Raw genomic sequence first — 19,382 nt, 5'->3', positions numbered from 1 at the left:
AAGGCTTTTCTATCATATTTGCAAATAAAGTTGTATTTTTGTAGCCAATTAAGGATATGAAGACATATTTATATATTATAATTGCATTTCTGTTACTTTTTACGGGTTGTCGTGAAAAGAAAGAAGCTATTGTAACTCCGTGGGGAGAAACTATTAATACAGATCAGGATTCAATATCTTCTGATGATAATTTTTCTTATAATGATATTGTCAATAATGGTGAGATTATTGTATTGACTTTATCTGGACCTGATTCTTATTATGACTATCGTGGAAAAGGTCTAGGAACAGACTATCTGTTGGCGGAAAAGTTTGCGCAAAAAATTGGTGTGTCTGTTCGAGTGAATGTTTGCAAAGATACAACAGATCTAATTAAGAAACTCATGAATAATGAGGGTGATGTCATTGCATTTGAATTACCTAAAAAGAAATTGCCGAGAACAGAAGTTAGTAAACTAGATTTTTGTGGGGTAGGTACTGACTCTTTGCATACGCAATGGGCTGTAAAGAAAGGGAATACTGAATTGGCCGATTCCTTGAATAGTTGGTTTACTCCTAATCTTATTGCTCAAGTTAAACAAGAAGAAAACTATTTGTTGAGTAGCAGAAGCATTCAGCGGCATGTATATTCTCCAATGCTAAATAAATCAAAGGGAATCATCTCAAAATATGATAGATATTTCCAGATGTTTGCTCCTGCAGCTCGTATGGATTGGCGTCTAATGGCTGCACAGTGTTATCAGGAAAGTTGCTTTGATCCTAATGCAAGATCGTGGGCTGGAGCTTTAGGTTTGATGCAGATTATGCCTTCTACGGCCAACCATCTAGGACTTCCAATGAGTGAAATTCATAATCCTGAAGCTAATATTGCAGCTGCAGCTCAATATATGCAAGAACTAGGAGGATATTTTACTGATATACCTAACTCTTCACAAAGAATTTATTATGTTCTGGCAAGTTATAATGGTGGCTATAATCATGTGAGGGATGCTATGGCTTTATGCCGAAAGTATGGCCGTGATCCTTATTCTTGGGGAAATGTTGCAGATTTTATTTTAAAACTGAGAATTCCTCAATATTATAATGATCCTGTTGTTAAGTATGGATATATGCGTGGTGATGAAACAGTTGATTATGTAGATAGAATACGTGCCAGATGGATGCAATATTGTGGTGTCGCCTCTGGAGGAACTGTCAGTGGCTTTGGCGGTTCTCCTTTAAGTAAGGTTCCTCACAGGGCTCGTCATCGCAATCGGTATAGAATCTGATATATGATCGGTCGTCAAACGACACATTACCATCTACTAGTCCCTTGGTTGCGATATATTCATCAATATTCTGTGGGTCGTTATGCAAATGTGTCTGAAGTAATCTCTCACTATCAGCCAGTGTTCCCTTTAGAAATGGATAGCCGTCGGAGGCCATGATGATTTCCCCTGATGCTTTGATGATTTTGATACCTGGCATAAAAATATTGAAGCCATCAATGACGGAATAAGATTTGTTCTGTCCCTCTTCCATAGACTTAACTAATTCAGGAACAATTATCTGTCTGGCAGAATTAGCTGAATAGCCTTGTTTTATTAAATCAACTCGTTTTTTAGCAATTCTTTCTTCATCTGGCTTATTATTATCATAATAAACTCCATTTACCATACATTGACAATCACCAATCATCCATATTTCTTTTTGGTATTTGGAATAGATTATACAACTAGCGCATAATCTTTTTTCTGGATGAGATTCATGATCAATGATTCCACCAGGTGTATGCTTATAAATAGACAGAATTTCGTTAGTTATTTCTTTGCAAAATTGGTTTAAATTAATATCCTTTCGCATGTTCTCGATAAATTGGGATATTAATAACATACAATATCTCCCGTTCTTCATATCCGGAGATATTCGAACGGGAGTTTTACTTGTTGAGCCATCTATAACCGCAATAAAATTATCTGTTACGACGATTCCGTCCTCGCATGTTTCTTTGTTTTTCTTGCCGATTATCAGACTTTCTACGATTTTCATTATCAAAATTAGGATTAAAACTTTTTTTTCTTTTATTCTTGAAATATCCGGAACCTGAGTGACTATCACTCTCAACGCCAGGATTCTCATAAACAGAACCTACAGGACGATCGTTGTATCGTGCCTTGACATTTCTACTGCGTCTTCCGGTTTTCTTTTCATCATAAGAAGAGTGTATATTACCGATGCCATTTGGATAAAGTTTTTTAATCAGATCCTCACGGTTCATCTTTTTGAGTTCTTTTACGATATTTGCTTTCTCTTCAGGTTTATACCAGAAGAAGAATTGTCTTTGAGCAAGTTTCTCTCTTGGAGTTTTTGCCGAGAATACCGGTTCTAGAGTATATGGATCATATCCTGTGTACCAAGTCTCTGTAGATATAGACATTGGTGTAGGTGTGAAGTCTTGAACTTGTTCCAAATGGAAATTCAAGTCTTTCGTTATAACGGCTAGTTCTGCCATATCTTCAGGTCGACACCCTGGATGAGAACTGATGAAATATGGAATGATCTGTTCACGCAAATTCTCTTCTTTATTAATCTTGTCGAATATAGCTTTAAACTCATAGAACTGGCTGAAAGAAGGCTTTCTCATCAGTCTGAGGACATTGTCGCAAGTATGTTCTGGAGCTATCTTCAGACGTCCACTTACATGTTTTGTAATCAATTCCCGAGTATATTGTCTTGCTACTTGGTTACTATGCTCATCCTTGCTCTTATGCAGTAAAAGGTCATATCTAACACCACTTCCAATAAAACTCTTTTTTATGCCAGGTAATGCGTCAACACTATGATAAATATCTAATAATTTAGAATGGTCCGTTATTAGATTAGGGCATACCTGTGGATTAATGCATGAAGGACGCTTGCAATGTTCACATGCCTTGTGGTTCTTGCCATGCATTCCATACATATTGGCAGAAGGACCACCAAGATCGCTCAGATAACCTTTAAAGTCTGGCATAGCGATAACCTTTTTTACCTCATTAAGAATACTTTGTTTACTTCTGCATACCACAAATTTGCCTTGGTGAGCTGATATTGTGCAGAATGCACAACCACCAAAACATCCTTGGTGAATGTTCACAGAGAATTTTATCATTTCATATGCAGGAATCTTTTTTCCTTTATATTTAGGATGAGGTAACCTTGTATATGGTAAATCAAAAGTTGCATCAAGCTCTTCTGTCGTCGGGGTAGGGAAAGGCGGATTTACTACAGCATATTTACCATCAACACCTTGTAATAGTCTCTGAGCATGAATCTTATTTGATTCTTCTTCGATATGCCTGTAATTCTCGGCCTCTGCTTTTTTATTTCTTAGGCATTCTTCGTGAGGATGTAGAATAATATCATCCTCTTTTATGCCATTATATATATCAGCTTTTTTGGCGAGATAGACGATTTGTGGAATATCATATAAGTCCTGTACTCTTTGTCCTGAGTTTAATCTCTTTGCTATTTCAAGGATACTTTTAGCCCCCATTCCATAGCTGATGATATCAGCTCCTGATTCACATAGAATACATTTCTTTAATTTGTCTTGCCAATAATCATAATGAGTCAATCGGCGCATAGATGCTTCTATACCACCCAAGATAACAGGAACATCTGGGTATAATTTCTTTAGAATATTTGAATATACGATTGTCGGATATTCTGGTCTGCAGTCGTGTCTTCCGTCTGGCGAATATTCATCTACGGAACGTAAGCGTCTATTTGCCGTATACTTATTAACCATAGAATCCATACATCCAGGAGATATACCAAAGAACAGTCGTGGACGACCTAGTTTCTTGAAATCTCTGAAATCACCATGCCAGTCAGGTTGGGGGACGATAGCAACTTTATATCCTGCAGCCTCCAATGTACGTCCTATAACGGCTACGCCGAAGGACGGATGATCTACATAGGCATCACCAGAAAAAAGGATGATATCTAATTGATCCCATCCTCTTAATTCACATTCTTTTCTTGTTGTAGGAAGAAAATCTGTCAGCATCATTAATCTATATCTGATGAGTTAGTATCTTCCACTTGAATCTTCGCATTCCAATCTGCATATAACAATGCCAGATTATGCAAACCTAAAGCTTTCATATTATTATTGTAGATAACATCCAAACACAAATCCAATAATTCTTTATTGGTTTCTGTATTTCCTTCCAAAAGAGAGCGAACGTTGAACTTTAGTTTATCTAGAGTTTCTTCATCTACGATACCATTACTATCAACTAGATTCTTGAATAGGTGATATTTCTTTATTGTTTGTAGGTGAGCGTCTGAAACTTCGATGCTTCTTGTACCTGATTGATTTGCTTGAATTTTATACATAATTTTTAAATTATAAAAGGGTTAAATATTTAATGCAATAGGTAATTTAAAATACCTTGCATTATATTTTTTTTGTCATTGTCTGATTTTATACATTCAAACGGGAATCCCATGACAAAGGTTGATGATTTTTCGTCTTTAAATGCAACGGCAGCAGGATTTTCATCACTATATTTCATTGCACAGATTGCATTTCCGTTGGGCATGAGAATATCCGAATGGGTAGAGGCATAATGCTTGTCGTTTAATGTATTATAATAGTTGAAACTCATCCCTAATCCTGATATTCTACCATCAGATTTTAGAGAATCTGCAGCAACAGGCTCTGCGTGGAAAATATTTTTAAACCATTCCTTATCATCTTGCAAAGACATATCGGAACCGACATACGATCCACTGACCAAGAGTTTACCGCCTTTACTTTGATATTGACTGATCAGTGACTTTAGTTCTGGCGTAAATGTCTTATAATATTCAGGTGTGTAACCATCATATTTTTCTTGGCCACAGATAATATCTATAACGTTATAACGACTTAAGTCGATATTGTGATTTAGAAGATATTCTACACTGCAACTTGTCACACTATAGTTAGGATTGCTTTTTATAGCTTTTATATGTTCTACAGGATAGTCAAATGTATTTCCCATAATAAATTGTCCAGCCATTTCATTACCACAGTATCCCAAACCGCCAGGGCCTTCTATTCCCATTCTTCTTTTATCAAAGCAAATTTGTTTACCATTCCATCCTGCTGTCAAACCAAAACTTACGCCTTCGTCTTTATTGAAATCAAAGCCTTGTGACTTATCATTGTCTACAACTTGTGGTGAAGCTAATCTGTGGAAGTTGTTAACTATCAATATCTTATATGGCGATAGTGAGTTGTATGTTGCCGATAAAGTCTCTGATGGGAAACTTTCTCCACCAGAATTTACGGCAGTTATTTTAAAAGAATATTGTAATCCTGGTTGTAGATCTAGAGACATGGAAGAACTATTAATGTATGTACCATTGTCAAATCCTTGATTGTCAATAGATGTATATACAATATAACCGGATGGTACTGCTGTTTTCTCTTGAAGGTCAATTTGCTCAGACCATTTTAAAGTAGCTTTTCCGTTGTCGTCCAAATGAATACCAAAACTCTTGGGTGGTAAGGGCTGAATCTTATAGGCTTTACCATGATTGGAATTTATAAATCGTAAAATTGTTTTATATATACTACGAGCTATTGTAAATTTAAACCAAGGATCTTGTGCTAACTTCACATCTGGGAAAGACTGATGAGAAAGTGTTTCTATAATAGCTGAAGGAACAGCTGGTAAACGTGTTTCTGAATAGTTTCTATCCCAGAGATACCTATTGTTCCAAGTATGATACCGTGCAATGATATCAGTTTTTATATTTTTTAAAAGAGCTTCAGCGAAGTCGTATGAAGCCATTCTGCTGATTCCAGAATTTAGAACACAGTCATTAAATTCTGTTGTACATATCGCAAGACTTCCGGTGATATCTTTCCCGTTAGGTGCATATCCGGCATCACTATGAACGGCCAAAGACAATTCAATAGGAACCTTCTTGCCGTTCAGGGAAGGAACATATACGCTTCCCCCTGCAAGCCAGTTTGTCATTAGCGACCTGCTGTTGATATCATCTGCATAATCATTGCTACCATGTCGTCCACTATATATACTATAAGGAGCGCCAGCCCATTGTGCATAGTATCTGGCTCCTTCCAAACAACGAGGAAGCCCGGAGATAGAGCCTCCTCTTTCGATATTACCCATTCCTCCGCCAAATCTGACAGCGTCTGTAGTGACAATACCGCGATGAGAGGAATAATTTGTGACGATAACCTGATTATCATCACTATATCCTTTATCAAAATCAAAAGTACCTAGATAAACCCAAGTACCGCTACCCATAGTTTGGTTTACTGTAAATTCAGTTCTGATACCCTTATGTACTACATAATACTGGGCGTCCTTAACACTTTTGGGTAGCGTCTGATAACTTACATAGACAGCATATTTACCCGATTCTGGGAAATTGGGTCTATATGAAACGGTGCTTATTTTTTTCTTTTTTGAAGTTTTCGCTTGTCTTACTGTGCCTCTTTGAAATGGATTTTCTCCATCATGTAGAATTCCGTTGACATTTCTAAAGCCAATGGAATCACAACTCTGCCATTTTTTACCATTATTTGTTTCTTGGTAATAAGAAGAGGTGGCATCATCATTATCTACAATAATTTCATTCTTTTGCCAATCTCTTTCCCTTGGGGTGAAAACTACAGCTCCTGCATTTTCAAGCATAGGAATCAAATAGGGTACAACGATAGTCTGAGTAAATAGATCCTCTGTTGTTCCAAATAAATATGGTCTTTGCCATTTCCAAAAGCCCTTGTCATTATCGTAATAACGTCCATGAGATGCCCATATTGCGACATGTCTGTTTAACAACCCATCCGTAATCAAATTTTTACGAGACACACGGAACACCCAGGGATCATCGTTGTACTCAATGCTTCCCCAAGCATGCGTGTCTCCATCTAAATACTGTGCTGTGGCAGTAGTAGAAGAAAAGAGAAGTAATCCACACCAAAAAGAAGCCTTATAGGCTTTGTCTAAAATTTTTTTGTTCAACTTATAAACCTTAACAAATATCTCCAATTGTAAATTTCTCAGGTTTCTTACCCTTGAAATCTTTAAAATATAGTTTGATTTCTTTCATTTGAGATTCTATGTCACCATTTGGAATTATCACTTTGGTGCACTGAATCAATTTTTGTTTATAGTCCACACCATATAATAAAATGGGGATGTTAGCTCCTTGGGCAATATAGTAAAATCCTTTTTTCCAATCAGGATTCAGACTTCTAGTTCCTTCTGGTGTAATACATAGCACAAACTTTTCTCTTTTCTTAGCTGTTTCTGCCATTGCCTCTGTCATCCTTGTATGTTTACTGCGATATACAGGGATACCACCCATTTTCTTGAAAATTGGTCCAAGAGGCCAGAAGAACCATTCTTTTTTCATCAGGAAATTAGGAGTCATCCCTTCTGCATGAGCGAAGAGCAGTCCTAAAAACAAATCCCAATTACTAGTATGAGGTGCAAAACAAATAATGTATTTGTCATAATTACCTACTGTAATATTTTTCTTCCACCCCAGTTTCTCGTACAATACCCAATTACAGAACTCTTTTACCATGTATCTAACCTAGATTTGCAATTTGATCGATTAGTTCATTCACTTGCTTATTGAAGTCTTCAATTAATATCTTGTAAAATTTCTTTTGAGGAATTCCAGGCTCAGGATGAGAAATTCTACGTACATAATCACTATGAACTAATAAAATAGAAGTTAACAAAGCATCTGTATTCTCTGTAGAAGATTTTTGATTACCATACAAAGAAGCTGCTACACACTCTGCAAATAAATCACTGCAAATGTAATTTATTGTGCGTTTTAGATCTCTTTTGTTACTCATAATTTTTCTCTTTAGATTGTTTACAAGTTCAAAGATAGTAATTTTTTGGAGAAATAGGCAATTATAAAGAGAAAAAATATCTTAAAAAAATGATTTTACTTGTTTTTGTTTCCATATCTCGAAAAAAAAAGTTAAATTTGCATGGTTTTTAGAACTTTCAATATTAACAATTATAATAGAATTATGGAAATTAGTGCATTGCAGAAGGAGAGAGCTGCTTATCAGCCAAAGTTGCCAAAGGCTCTCCAAGGTGCAGTTAAGATTAGTGAAGGTAAACCAACTCAGAGTGTTGGTGATCAGGAAGAAATCAAGAAGTTGTTCCCTAACACTTATGGCATGCCATTGATAGAGTTTGTACCTGGTACAGAAGCTAACAATGCGAAAATCAACATCGGTGTTATCTTGTCAGGTGGTCAGGCTCCTGGTGGTCACAATGTTATTTCAGGATTATTTGATACAGTAAAGAAGTTGAACCCAGAGAATCGTCTTTATGGTTTCTTGATGGGTCCTGGTGGTTTAGTAGACCATAACTATATTGAGATTACAGAAGAATTCCTTGCAAACTATCGTAATACTGGTGGTTTCGATATGATTGGTTCAGGTCGTACCAAGTTGGAGAAAGAGGATCAGTTTGAGAAGGGTCTTCAGATCATTCGTAAACTTGACATTAAAGCCATTGTTATTATTGGTGGTGATGATTCTAATACAAATGCTTGTGTATTGGCAGAGTACTATGCTGCTAAGAAGTATGGTGTACAGGTAATCGGTTGCCCTAAGACTATTGATGGTGACTTGAAGAATGATCAGATTGAGACTTCTTTCGGTTTCGATACAGCAACAAAGACATATTCAGAGCTTATTGGTAATATTGAGCGTGACTGTAACTCAGCTCGCAAATATTGGCATTTCGTTAAGTTGATGGGTCGTTCAGCTTCTCATATTGCTCTTGAGTGTGCTCTTCAGACACAGCCTAACATCTGTTTGATTTCTGAGGAAGTTCAGGCTAAGGATATGACTTTGAATCAGATCGTTGAGCAGATAGCAACTGTAGTTGCAAAACGTGCTGAGAAGGGCAATAACTTTGGTGTTGTTCTTGTACCAGAAGGTTTGATCGAGTTCATCCCAGCTATTGGTCGTCTTATCCAAGAGTTGAATGACTTGCTCGCAGCTCATGGCGCAGATTACAAGGATCTTGACAAAGATGCTCAGCGTAAGTATATCCTTGAGCACCTTTCTAAGGAAAATGCAGCTACATTCGAGACTTTACCAGAAGGTGTTGCTCGTCAGCTTTCTCTCGATCGTGACCCTCACGGAAACGTTCAGGTATCACTTATCGAGACAGAGAAGTTACTTAGCGATATGGTTGGCGCACTCCTTGATAAGTGGAAGAAGGATGGTAAGTTTACAGGCAAGTTCGCTGCTCAGCACCACTTCTTCGGTTACGAGGGTCGTTGTGCTGCTCCTTCTAACTTTGATGCAGACTATTGCTATGCTCTTGGTACATCAGCTGCCCAGTTGATTGCTGCTGGTAAGACAGGTTACATGGCAATTGTTAAGAACACTACAGATACTACAGACAACTGGAAAGCTGGTGGTGTGCCTATCACAATGATGATGAACATGGAGAAGCGTAATGGTGAAATGAAGCCAGTTATCCGTAAGGCTCTTGTTGAACTTGATGGCGCTCCATTCAAGGCTTGGGCTGCTATGCGTGATGAGCTTGCTGTAGAGACTAAGTATGTATATCCAGGTCCTATCCAGTATTGGGGTCCTGCTGATGTATGTGATCAGCCTACCAAGACTCTTGCATTAGAGCAGAATAAGTAAGTAATACTATAAATAGTATAATATAATGTCAGGAACCAGGAAAAATACTCAGAAAAAGTCATCTTCGAATTCTCGAAGAAGGGCTAAGAGTATTTCTCATGGTTCCTTTCCTTTTTTTCATAAATATCCTCGGTGGGCATGGTGGCTAGGAGGTATAGCTACTGTTGTAGCCTATGTTTGGGTATTTTATTATTTCTTTGTTGGTCCTACAGGATTTAGATGGCGAGCACTTTATGGTGATGTCAACTATCCGAACGGATATGAGATACAAGGTATCGACATCTCCCATTATCAAGGCGAGATAGACTGGGACAAACTAAAACATGGTATGATAAACAACTGTCCTATTCGCTTTGTGTTTATCAAATCTACGGAAGGTTCTACAAAGTTAGATCCAAATTTCAGAAATAATTTTTATAATGCCCGTGAATATGGATTTATTCGTGGCGCATATCACTTTTGGAGTTTAAAGAGTTCTCCACGAGCTCAAGCTTATTTCTTTCTTAATAAGGTACATTTGACAGGTGGTGATCTTCCTCCAGTTTTAGATATCGAGCATAAGCCAATAAATCAGAAAGTCGAAGACTTCCAACGTGATGTACTCACATGGTTACATATCGTAGAAGATAAATACCATGTAAAACCAATCTTGTATACCAACTATAAGTTTAAAATGAATTATCTAAGTGCCCCAGTATTCGACGATTATCCTTATTGGATAGCACATTATTATGTAGATAAAATAGAATACCAAGGAGCTTGGAAATTTTGGCAGCACACAGATGCAGGTAAACTTCCAGGTATAAGGGGATATGTAGACTTTAACATTTACAATGGCTCTTTTTACGACCTGAAGAAATTATGTATGGCTGGCGAATAAAGAGATTTATTTATTTAATAAGGTGGAAAGAAAATTGTCTAAATCTTTATCTAAATCAGGCATAATATCTCCACCTATGATTACAGTGTCGTCATCAGCCATATAGATTTCTCCCATATTTTCGCAGTCATCATTTTCGAGGACAAAGCTATAAGGCTTTAGTAGTCCTAGATTATCCACAGTGTTAGCATTCTTTTTAAAGTTACTTCTTAGTTGCAGTAAAACCTGATCATAGAAAGCCTCTTCTTTACATTCAATCCACTGTTCAATGACGCAACGTGTGATTTCATGATCATTGTCATCATACGCTATCATATCACCATTATCTTGTGATACTCTGATATGAATATCAGTAAGCATATTAATCTCTTCCTGAAGAGGGAATTTTTCAGCGATTTTATTAATAAACCGCCCGATTTGTTGGATAGTTTGTTCTGTTGCTTTCATATGATTTGATTTTAATGCAAATATAAGTTTTTTTTCTGACTAAGAAAATGTTTTCATGACTTTTTTACAAAAAAATATTATTATTTTCATAGAAAATATTATCTTTGCATTTGTAAAGTCGACTTACCAATCGACTACCTAAATTTAACAACATGAGCAACAAAATAAAACATGCGGGTATTATAGAAACTATTGGTGACGAATTTGTCAGAGTAAGAATACTTCAAAATTCAGCATGTAATGAATGTAAAGTAGCGTCCCACTGTAATGCTTCTGATACCAAGGAAAAGATGATTGATATACAGGTTTGTAAAGAACATAATTATAAACTAGGTGACGAGGTTGTTATAAGCGCAAAAAAATCCGTAGCTTTCAAGGCTGATTTTCTTGCTTATATTTTACCTCTTACCATTATGCTTATTTCTCTCTTTACGATCAAAATACTTACAGCTAACGAACCATTAGCAGCCTTGTCCTCCTTATGTTCCCTAGCTGTTTATTATATTGTATTGTTTCTCACAAAGAAGAAAATTCAAAGAGGAATCCATTTTGAAATAGAATAATAACTAAAGCAAATACAGATTATGAATTTTATTATTATTGCAGTGCTTGTTTTAGGAACCATAGCATTAGTTTCATCGTTAGTGCTGTATTTCGTTTCTAAAAAGTTTGCTGTAACCGAAGATCCGCGCATTGGTCAGGTTATCGACCTGTTGCCAGGAGCTAATTGTGGTGGATGCGGATTTGCCGGATGTTCTGGTATGGCAGATGCACTTGTTAAGGGAGCAGACAAAGGAAGTATTGATGGTCTGCGTTGTCCAGTAGGAGGTGATCTTGTGATGAATAAAGTATCAGACCTCCTAGGTATGGCCATGGCAAACACAGAGCCTATGGTGGCTGTTGTAAGATGTAATGGAACGTGTGAATTCCGTCCACGTATTGCCGAATATGATGGTTTGCATACTTGTGCTGCCATGCATTCTACCTGTGCAGGTGAAACGGGATGCGGATATGGCTGCCTAGGATGTGGAGATTGCGTTGCTGCTTGTCAGTTTGATGCCATTCATATCAATCCATCCACAGGTTTACCAGAGGTCGATGAAGAAAAATGTACCTCATGTGGAGCATGTACCAAGGCTTGTCCGCGACATATTATGGAGTTGCGAAAGAAAGGTCCTAAAGGTCGTAGAGTTTATGTGCAATGTGTTAACAAAGATAAAGGAGCAGTTGCTCGGAAAAACTGTGCTGTAGCATGTATAGGATGCGGAAAGTGTCAGAAGGTATGTAAATTCGAGGCTATCACGATAGAGAATAATCTATCTTATATAGACTACAATAAATGTAGAATGTGTACAAAGTGTGTTGACGAATGTCCTACCGGAGCTATCGTTAAAGTAAATTTCCCAGTACGCAAATCAACTGCCAATATAGAGAAGACAGAGAGTAATATAAAAGAGGAGGAGAAAGCATGAAAATACATACATTTCATTTAGGAGGTGTACATCCTGATGAGAATAAGATTACCGCAGAGATGTCTACGCAGGTTGCTGCTCTCCCTAAGCAAGCAATATTTCCTTTGAGTCAGCATATTGGAGCCCCTGCAAAACCTGTTGTACAGCGTGGAGACAAAGTAAAGGTTGGAACATTGATTGCAGAAGCTGGTGGCTTTGTAAGTGCTCCTATTTACAGTTCTGTTTCGGGAACAGTTGCAAAGATTGATACCAGTATTGATGCTACTGGATATAGAAAACCAGTGATTATCATCAATGTAGAAGGTGATGAATGGGAAGAGAATATAGACAGAACAGATAAACTAGAAAAACTTTCTGATCATCCTGAACTAACTCCTGAGGAGATTATTGAGAGAATCAAAGTCGCAGGAGTCACAGGTATGGGTGGAGCAGGTTTCCCTACATTTATCAAACTTTGTCCTCCACCTACTGCTAAGGCAGAGTGTGTTATCATTAATGGTGTAGAATGTGAACCATATATCACATCTGATTATCGCCTGATGATGGAACACAGTGATGAAATCATTGAGGGCGTTCGTCTGTTGATGAAAGCTGCCAAAGTAGACAAAGCCTATATCGGTATAGAAGATAATAAACCTAAAGCTATTCAACTATTTGAGGAAAAAACTGCTGACATTCAGAATATAGAGATTGTACCACTTGCTAAGAAATATCCTCAGGGAGGAGAAAAACAGTTGGTGGATGCTGTGATTCATCGTCAAGTACCAGCACCACCTGCTATTCCTGTAAATGTAGGTGCTATTGTGCAGAATGTAGGAACAGCTTTTGCTGTGTATCAGGCAGTAATGAAACATAAGCCCCTCTTTGAGAGATATACCACTGTTACAGGCAAAGAAATCAAGAATCCAGGCAACTTTTTGGTAAGAATGGGAACGCCATTTAGTCAATTGATAGACTCTTGTGGCGGATTACCTGATGGTGACAATAAGGTACTTGCAGGCGGTCCGATGATGGGTAAAGCGGTAATGAGTTTGGATGTGCCAGTATGCAAGGGTACTAACTCTATTACAGTACTTTCGGGTTTTGATGCACATAGAAAGAGCATCCAACCATGTATTCGTTGTGGTAAATGTGTCGATGCCTGTCCTATGGGATTAGAACCATATCTGCTTGCCACATTGTCGAGTATGAAAGAATACGAGCGTTTGGAGCAAGAAGATGTCACAAGTTGCATCAGTTGTGGATCATGTCAGTTCACGTGTCCTTCTCATCGCCCTATACTCGATAACATCTTGCAAGGTAAAGGCGCAGTGATGAGTATCATTAAAAGTAGACAAAAGAAATAAATCATAATAAAGATGGGAAAATTAATAGTTTCTCTTTCACCCCATGCTCATGGAAATGAGACGGTCGAGAAGAATATGTATGGAGTAGTCATTGCACTTATTCCAGCCATATTAGTCTCTTTAATATATTTTGGAATTGGTTCAGCAGTGGTGTTGCTGAGCAGTGTTGCATCGTGTGTATTTATAGAATGGGCTATTTCTAGATATATCCTTAAGGTTAACCCTTCTATTAGTGATGGCTCTGCTATTGTTACAGGTCTATTATTAGGTATGAACCTTCCTAGTAATCTCCCGATATGGATTGTTATGGTTGGTGCACTTGTAGCGATAGGTATTGGCAAAATGACTTTTGGTGGATTAGGCAATAACCCTTTCAATCCAGCTTTGGTAGGTCGTTGCTTCTTATTGGTAAGTTTCCCTGCTCAGATGACCTCATGGCCAACATCCGGTCATTGGCTGAAATATATGGATGCACAGACAGGAGCTACACCACTATCTATTATGAAGACAGCGATCAAGTCAGGCGATGCTTCTGTACTCAATCAGTTGCCTGATGCTACTCAGCTCCTTTTGGGTTCAAATCCTAATCTCGGACTTGGTACTATCGGCGAAGTATGCGCATTGGCTCTTCTCTTAGGTTTGTGTTATTTGCTGTGGAAGAAAGTAATCACCTGGCATATTCCTGTTTCTATTATAGGCACAGTAATAATCTTTAGTGGCATTCTTCATCTGGCTAATCCTGTTTATGCTGATCCTCTTACCGAGGTTTTCACAGGAGGACTGATGCTGGGAGCCATCTTTATGGCTACCGACTATGTGACAAGTCCGATGACTCATAAGGGCCAGATTATCTATGGTGTAGCTATCGGATTCCTTACTATCGTCATTCGCAACTGGGGCAGCTATCCTGAGGGTATGAGTTTTGCCATTCTCATTATGAATGCATTTACACCACTCATCAACACCTATGTCAAACCTAAGCGATTTGGTGAAAAACAAAAATAGTATATAATCTAAAAAAACATATTTGAAGATGGAAAAAATTAAATCATCTTTATCCAATATGATACTTGTGCTCGTCGGTGTAGCCTTGATAGTAGGAGCTATTTTGGCTTATGTCAACCATATCACCGAAGGACCAATTCGGACAAAGGCTGAACAGACACTTGCTGAGGGTATCAAGAAAGTGATGGGCTCATCTGATATATCAGTAGCCGCACCAGAAGTTGTAAATGAGAGAATAGACGGTAAACAGTTCTCTTTTACCATACATAAGGTAAACAATGCTACTGGACAATCTCTGGGATCTGCAGTAGAAAGCACTACAATGGGGTTTGGTGGAGAACTAAAGGTGTTGGTAGGTTTCGATGTGAATGGTTGCATTCTGGGTTATACCATCCTATCAACATCCGAGACACCAGGACTTGGAATGAAGGCAGGAACTTGGTTTCAAAAAGGCAACAAGGGAAGTGTTATCGGACTGAATCCAAAAGATGGCGAACTGCATGTGAGCAAGGATGACAAGAATGGTAATGCGATAGATGCCATCACAGCTTCTACGATTACTAGTCGAGCCTTTCTCAAGGCAATCAATCAGGCATACAAGGTGTATATGAAACACAACAAAGACACTCAAACAAAACAAGAAAGGAGATAGGGTATGAGCAATCTTAAAATATTACTGAATGGACTTATCAAGGAAAATCCTACTTTTGTACTTTTCCTCGGTATGTGTCCGACACTGGCCACAACCACCAGTGGTATAAATGGCTTGTCCATGGGATTATCCACAATGGCAGTACTTGTATGTACAAATTTTGTTATCTCATGTATCAAGAAGATTACCCCAGACATGGTGCGTATTCCGGTTTTTATAGTTGTGATAGCAGCCTTTGTTACTATCTTGCAGATGTTTATGAGTGCTTATGCCCCACAGAGTATCAACGATGCATTGGGCATATATATCCCGTTGATAGTAGTAAACTGCATTATTCTGGGACGTGCCGAAAGTTTTGCCTGTAAGAATAGTCCTATTTCCAGTATCTTCGATGGATTAGGAATAGGCCTTGGCTTTACCATGGGACTTACGATTTTAGGTGTAGTAAGAGAATTGTTAGGAGCAGGTAGTATCTTTGGAGTTCGATTATTACCCGAAACCTGCAACATTCTTTTGTTTGTGTTGCCTCCTGGAGCCTTTATTTCTTTAGGCTATCTAGTTGCACTATTTAATAAATTCAAAAAGGCATAAACTATGGAGTATTTATTAATATTTATCTCGGCAATTTTTGTCAATAACATCGTTTTATCTCAGTTTCTCGGCATTTGTCCGTTCCTGGGAGTATCCAAGAAGATAGATACCTCTTTGGGTATGGGTGCAGCGGTAACCTTTGTGCTCACGCTCTCTACGATTGTTACTTATCTGGTTCAGGTTTATGTATTGAACCCGTTGGGATTGCAATACCTACAGACACTGTCATTCATTCTTATTATAGCAGCTTTGGTGCAGATGGTTGAGATCATTCTAAAGAAAGTATCCCCTGTATTATATCAAGCTTTGGGTATCTTCCTACCACTTATCACCACCAACTGTGCTGTACTTGGTGTAGCTATATTGGTAATTCAGAAAGACTATAGCTTGATGGAGAGTGTTATCTATGCATTTTCTACAGCTCTTGGCTTTGCTCTGTCTTTGGTTCTCTTTGCAGGTATTCGCGAGCAACTTTCGCTTGTAAAAATCCCTAAGGGAATGCAGGGGATGAGTATCGTGCTGATTACTGCAGGACTTCTGAGTTTAGCCTTCATGGGATTCTCCGGATTAGAGAGCGGATTGCGTACCCTGTTTGGATTAGGTTAATCGTTATAGAAAATATTTGAAAATTAAAACTCTCAAAGGTACATATTTCTAAAAAAATGTGTACCTTTGTCGTATAATAACTAATAGCATTATGAAACAGACAATTTTAGTTACAGGTGGTACAGGTTTCATCGGAAGTCATACCACAGTAGAACTGCAACAAGCGGGATACAATGTTGTAATAGTAGATAATTTGAGTAATTCTAAAATAGAAGTACTTGACGGTATTGAAAAAATTACTGGTGTACGACCAGCCTTTGAGAATGTAGACCTTCGTGATAAGGAAGCGACAGAAAAGGTATTTCAGAAATATCCGGAAATTGTCGGTATTATTCATTTTGCAGCCTCTAAGGCAGTAGGCGAGAGTGTACAGAAGCCATTACTTTATTATCGCAATAATATAGTATCACTTGTCAATTTGCTCGAACTTATGCCTAAGTATGATGTTAAGGGCATTATCTTCTCTTCTAGCTGTACTGTTTATGGACAGCCTAAACCAGAGAATCTTCCTGTTACTGAGGATGCACCTCACCAGAAAGCAACCTCTCCTTATGGTAACACCAAGGAAATCAATGAGCAGATTATCTATGATTATATTCATAGTGGTGCTAATATCAAGAGTATTGTACTGAGATATTTTAATCCTATCGGAGCACATCCATCAGCCTTGATTGGTGAACTTCCAAATGGTGTTCCTGCCAATTTGATCCCTTACGTTACCCAGACAGCTATGGGGATTCGCAAAGAACTTACGATCTTTGGAAACGACTACGATACAGAAGATGGCACTTGCATCCGTGACTATATCTATGTAGTAGATCTGGCTAAGGCTCACGTTGCCGCTATGACTCGTGTACTTGACGAAGATACTGACGCTATTGAATATTTCAATATCGGCACAGGAAAGGGAAATTCTACACTGGAAATCGTTGAGACTTTTGAAAAAGCCACAGGTGTAAAGTTGAACTGGAAATACGGTCCACGTCGTGAGGGCGATATTGAAAAGATCTGGGGTGACTGTACCAAGGCTAACAAGGTGTTAGGTTGGAAAGCTGAGACCCCACTTTCTGACGTCTTAGTGAGTGCTTGGAAATGGCAGAAGAAACTTCGTGAAGATGGTATAATGTAATAGTAATTTATAATATAATAGTAAGCTTTCGGGCTACTATATTTGTGTTTGTGTTGTTGTGCCCTCCGACGTGATGTCGGGGGGTATTTACGTTTTTATTTTGCATAATAACAGATATCTTAAACATTTCTGTTCTTCAAATTTGCAAAATCGTACCATTTTGTATACCTTTGCACAATAATAATCACCAAAGTGACACAAAAATGGAGTTGATAAATAGTTTTTTTGAGAATATAAGTACATTTCTTTGGGGATGGCCAATGATCATTTTATTGTTGGGCACTCACATCTTCCTTACCATCCGCCTGCGATTTCCACAGCGCAAGATATGGCTGGCAATCAAACTGTCGGTATCCCGTGACAAGCATGCAAAAGGCGATGTCTCACAGTTTGGTGCCTTATCTACCGCTCTTGCTGCCACCATTGGTACGGGAAATATTATTGGTATAGCCACAGCAATCTCCTTGGGAGGTCCCGGTGCAGTCTTTTGGTGCTGGATAACGGGTGTGTTCGGAATTGCCACAAAATATTCTGAAGGACTTCTCTCTATCAAATATCGTCAAAAAACAAAAAAAGGAAAGATGCTTGGAGGTCCGATGTATGCCTTGGAAAAAGGACTAGGACAGAAATGGTTAGCAGTTCTTTTTGCTTTTTTCACGGCCGTTGCTGCTTTTGGTATCGGCAATACGGTGCAGGCGAATGCTATATCTACGATAGCCCAAAACACCTATCATATATCACCTTATATTAGTGGAAGTGTTATCTGCCTTTTAGTTGCTGCAGTACTGTTGGGTGGAGTGAAGAGTATTGCCAAAGTGTGCGAATTTCTTGTACCATTCATGGCCCTCTTCTACGTATTAGGGTGCCTATATATTATAGGTGTAAATTACAACTATATACCATCGGCAGTTTCTCTTATCATCCGTTCAGCATTTGATCCTAGTGCAGTAGGTGGAGGTTTTGCTGGTGCATCAGTAATCATGGCTGCCCGATTTGGTATAGCACGTGGATTATTCTCTAATGAATCAGGTTTGGGTTCCGCACCTATTGTGGCAGCGGCTGCGCAAACGCGTAATCCTGTGCGCCAGGCATTAGTATCTTCTACGGGAACATTCTGGGATACTGTTGTCATCTGTGCACTTACTGGTATTGTCATTGTGAGCAGCATCATCGCTTATCCAGATATTGATTTTTCTAATGGTGCAACGCTTACCAAAGAGGCATTCAGTAAGATACCCTATATCGGAGAACCATTGCTTACTTTCGGTCTGCTCACATTTGCCTTTAGTACAATATTGGGATGGAGTTATTATGGTGAGCGAGCCATGGAGTACCTCAGTGGTAAGAAGTTGATGTATGCTTATCGCCTAGTGTATATCATCGCCATCTTCTTTGGTAGTATTGCCAGTTTGGGGGTAGTGTGGAATATTGCCGATTGCATGAATGCGCTCATGGCTATCCCGAACCTGCTCTCTCTGCTTCTGCTCAATGGCATCATCGTACATGAAACGAGAAAATATCTTTGGCGTGATAACCTTGAAAAAGATATGAATGAATAAGGGGTAGGGG

The 19,382-nt window shown here is 38.4% G+C and carries 19 protein-coding genes; 12 read left to right on the top strand and 7 right to left on the bottom strand.

Annotation, left to right across the window (positions count from 1 at the left end):
* Positions 1-56: 56 nt before the first annotated feature.
* Positions 57-1,268 (top strand): MltF family protein, encoded by a 1,212-nt coding sequence (locus tag K333_RS0104545; protein WP_024989597.1) that lies wholly within the window; start codon positions 57-59, stop codon positions 1,266-1,268.
* On the opposite strand, the gene K333_RS13435 is transcribed toward K333_RS0104545, so the two are convergent.
* The 6 genes from K333_RS13435 to K333_RS0104515 form a co-directional block, all read right to left on the bottom strand.
* Positions 1,195-1,677 (bottom strand): hypothetical protein, encoded by a 483-nt coding sequence (locus K333_RS13435; protein WP_238314327.1) that lies wholly within the window; start codon positions 1,675-1,677, stop codon positions 1,195-1,197. The two genes, K333_RS0104545 and K333_RS13435, sit on opposite strands and share 74 nt — an antisense overlap.
* Before the next feature lie 274 nt (positions 1,678-1,951).
* Positions 1,952-4,033 (bottom strand): YgiQ family radical SAM protein, encoded by a 2,082-nt coding sequence (locus K333_RS0104535; protein WP_051230877.1) that lies wholly within the window; start codon positions 4,031-4,033, stop codon positions 1,952-1,954.
* The gene (locus K333_RS0104530) at positions 4,033-4,362 is read right to left on the bottom strand and encodes a hypothetical protein (RefSeq protein WP_024989598.1); all 330 of its coding nucleotides are present in this window, start codon (positions 4,360-4,362) and stop codon (positions 4,033-4,035) included. Before K333_RS0104530 ends, K333_RS0104535 begins: the two co-directional genes overlap by 1 nt.
* A gap of 29 nt (positions 4,363-4,391) precedes the next feature.
* Positions 4,392-7,010: a golvesin C-terminal-like domain-containing protein gene (locus tag K333_RS13295; protein WP_202900232.1), complete on the bottom strand. Its 2,619-nt coding sequence runs from the start codon at positions 7,008-7,010 to the stop codon at positions 4,392-4,394.
* A gap of 10 nt (positions 7,011-7,020) precedes the next feature.
* Complete coding sequence (locus K333_RS0104520) at positions 7,021-7,578, bottom strand: 1-acyl-sn-glycerol-3-phosphate acyltransferase (protein WP_024989600.1); 558 nt, start codon at positions 7,576-7,578, stop codon at positions 7,021-7,023.
* Between the two features lie 4 nt (positions 7,579-7,582).
* Positions 7,583-7,858, bottom strand: coding sequence for a hypothetical protein (locus K333_RS0104515; protein ID WP_024989601.1), 276 nt, complete (start codon positions 7,856-7,858; stop codon positions 7,583-7,585).
* 183 nt (positions 7,859-8,041) lie between these two features.
* On the opposite strand from K333_RS0104515, the gene K333_RS0104510 reads away from it, so the two are divergent.
* A complete protein-coding gene (locus K333_RS0104510; protein WP_024989602.1) occupies positions 8,042-9,685 on the top strand; it encodes a diphosphate--fructose-6-phosphate 1-phosphotransferase in 1,644 nt (547 codons plus the stop codon).
* A gap of 25 nt (positions 9,686-9,710) precedes the next feature.
* Positions 9,711-10,565: a glycoside hydrolase family 25 protein gene (locus K333_RS0104505; protein ID WP_027452385.1), complete on the top strand. Its 855-nt coding sequence runs from the start codon at positions 9,711-9,713 to the stop codon at positions 10,563-10,565.
* Positions 10,566-10,571: 6 nt separating this feature from the next.
* Here the strand turns inward: K333_RS0104505 and K333_RS0104500 are convergent, their stop codons facing one another.
* Positions 10,572-11,012: a hypothetical protein gene (locus K333_RS0104500; RefSeq protein WP_024989603.1), complete on the bottom strand. Its 441-nt coding sequence runs from the start codon at positions 11,010-11,012 to the stop codon at positions 10,572-10,574.
* Between the two features lie 152 nt (positions 11,013-11,164).
* Between K333_RS0104500 and K333_RS0104495 the strand changes: the two genes are divergently transcribed.
* The 9 genes from K333_RS0104495 to K333_RS0104455 all read left to right on the top strand — a co-directional run bounded on the left by K333_RS0104495 (position 11,165) and on the right by K333_RS0104455 (position 19,372).
* On the top strand, positions 11,165-11,575 hold the full coding sequence (locus tag K333_RS0104495; protein WP_024989604.1) for a SoxR reducing system RseC family protein: 411 nt from the start codon (positions 11,165-11,167) through the stop codon (positions 11,573-11,575).
* 21 nt (positions 11,576-11,596) lie between these two features.
* Positions 11,597-12,484, top strand: coding sequence for a Fe-S cluster domain-containing protein (locus K333_RS0104490; protein ID WP_024989605.1), 888 nt, complete (start codon positions 11,597-11,599; stop codon positions 12,482-12,484).
* The gene (gene rsxC / locus K333_RS0104485; protein ID WP_036886068.1) at positions 12,481-13,830 is read left to right on the top strand and encodes an electron transport complex subunit RsxC; all 1,350 of its coding nucleotides are present in this window, start codon (positions 12,481-12,483) and stop codon (positions 13,828-13,830) included. Before K333_RS0104490 ends, rsxC begins: the two co-directional genes overlap by 4 nt.
* Positions 13,831-13,842: 12 nt before the next feature.
* Positions 13,843-14,835 (top strand): RnfABCDGE type electron transport complex subunit D, encoded by a 993-nt coding sequence (locus tag K333_RS0104480; RefSeq protein WP_024989607.1) that lies wholly within the window; start codon positions 13,843-13,845, stop codon positions 14,833-14,835.
* A gap of 28 nt (positions 14,836-14,863) precedes the next feature.
* Complete coding sequence (locus K333_RS0104475; protein WP_027452384.1) at positions 14,864-15,487, top strand: RnfABCDGE type electron transport complex subunit G; 624 nt, start codon at positions 14,864-14,866, stop codon at positions 15,485-15,487.
* A 3-nt stretch (positions 15,488-15,490) separates the two neighbouring features.
* Entirely contained in the window at positions 15,491-16,078 is a 588-nt protein-coding gene (gene rsxE / locus K333_RS0104470) for an electron transport complex subunit RsxE (RefSeq protein ID WP_024989608.1), read from the top strand.
* 3 nt (positions 16,079-16,081) lie between these two features.
* Positions 16,082-16,684, top strand: coding sequence for an electron transport complex subunit RsxA (gene rsxA, locus K333_RS0104465; RefSeq protein ID WP_024989609.1), 603 nt, complete (start codon positions 16,082-16,084; stop codon positions 16,682-16,684).
* Between the two features lie 91 nt (positions 16,685-16,775).
* Positions 16,776-17,813, top strand: coding sequence for a UDP-glucose 4-epimerase GalE (galE, locus tag K333_RS0104460; RefSeq protein ID WP_024989610.1), 1,038 nt, complete (start codon positions 16,776-16,778; stop codon positions 17,811-17,813).
* A 203-nt stretch (positions 17,814-18,016) separates the two neighbouring features.
* Positions 18,017-19,372, top strand: a complete 1,356-nt coding sequence (locus K333_RS0104455; protein WP_024989611.1) for an alanine/glycine:cation symporter family protein — start codon at positions 18,017-18,019, stop codon at positions 19,370-19,372.
* The last annotated feature ends 10 nt before the right edge of the window (positions 19,373-19,382 follow it).

Source organism: Segatella albensis DSM 11370 = JCM 12258 (assembly GCF_000426565.1).
In the GTDB taxonomy this organism is placed as follows: Bacteria; Bacteroidota; Bacteroidia; order Bacteroidales; family Bacteroidaceae; genus Prevotella; species Prevotella albensis.
The sequence above is the reverse complement of the archived record's forward strand: the minus strand, read 5'-3'. Positions and strand labels throughout refer to the sequence as shown.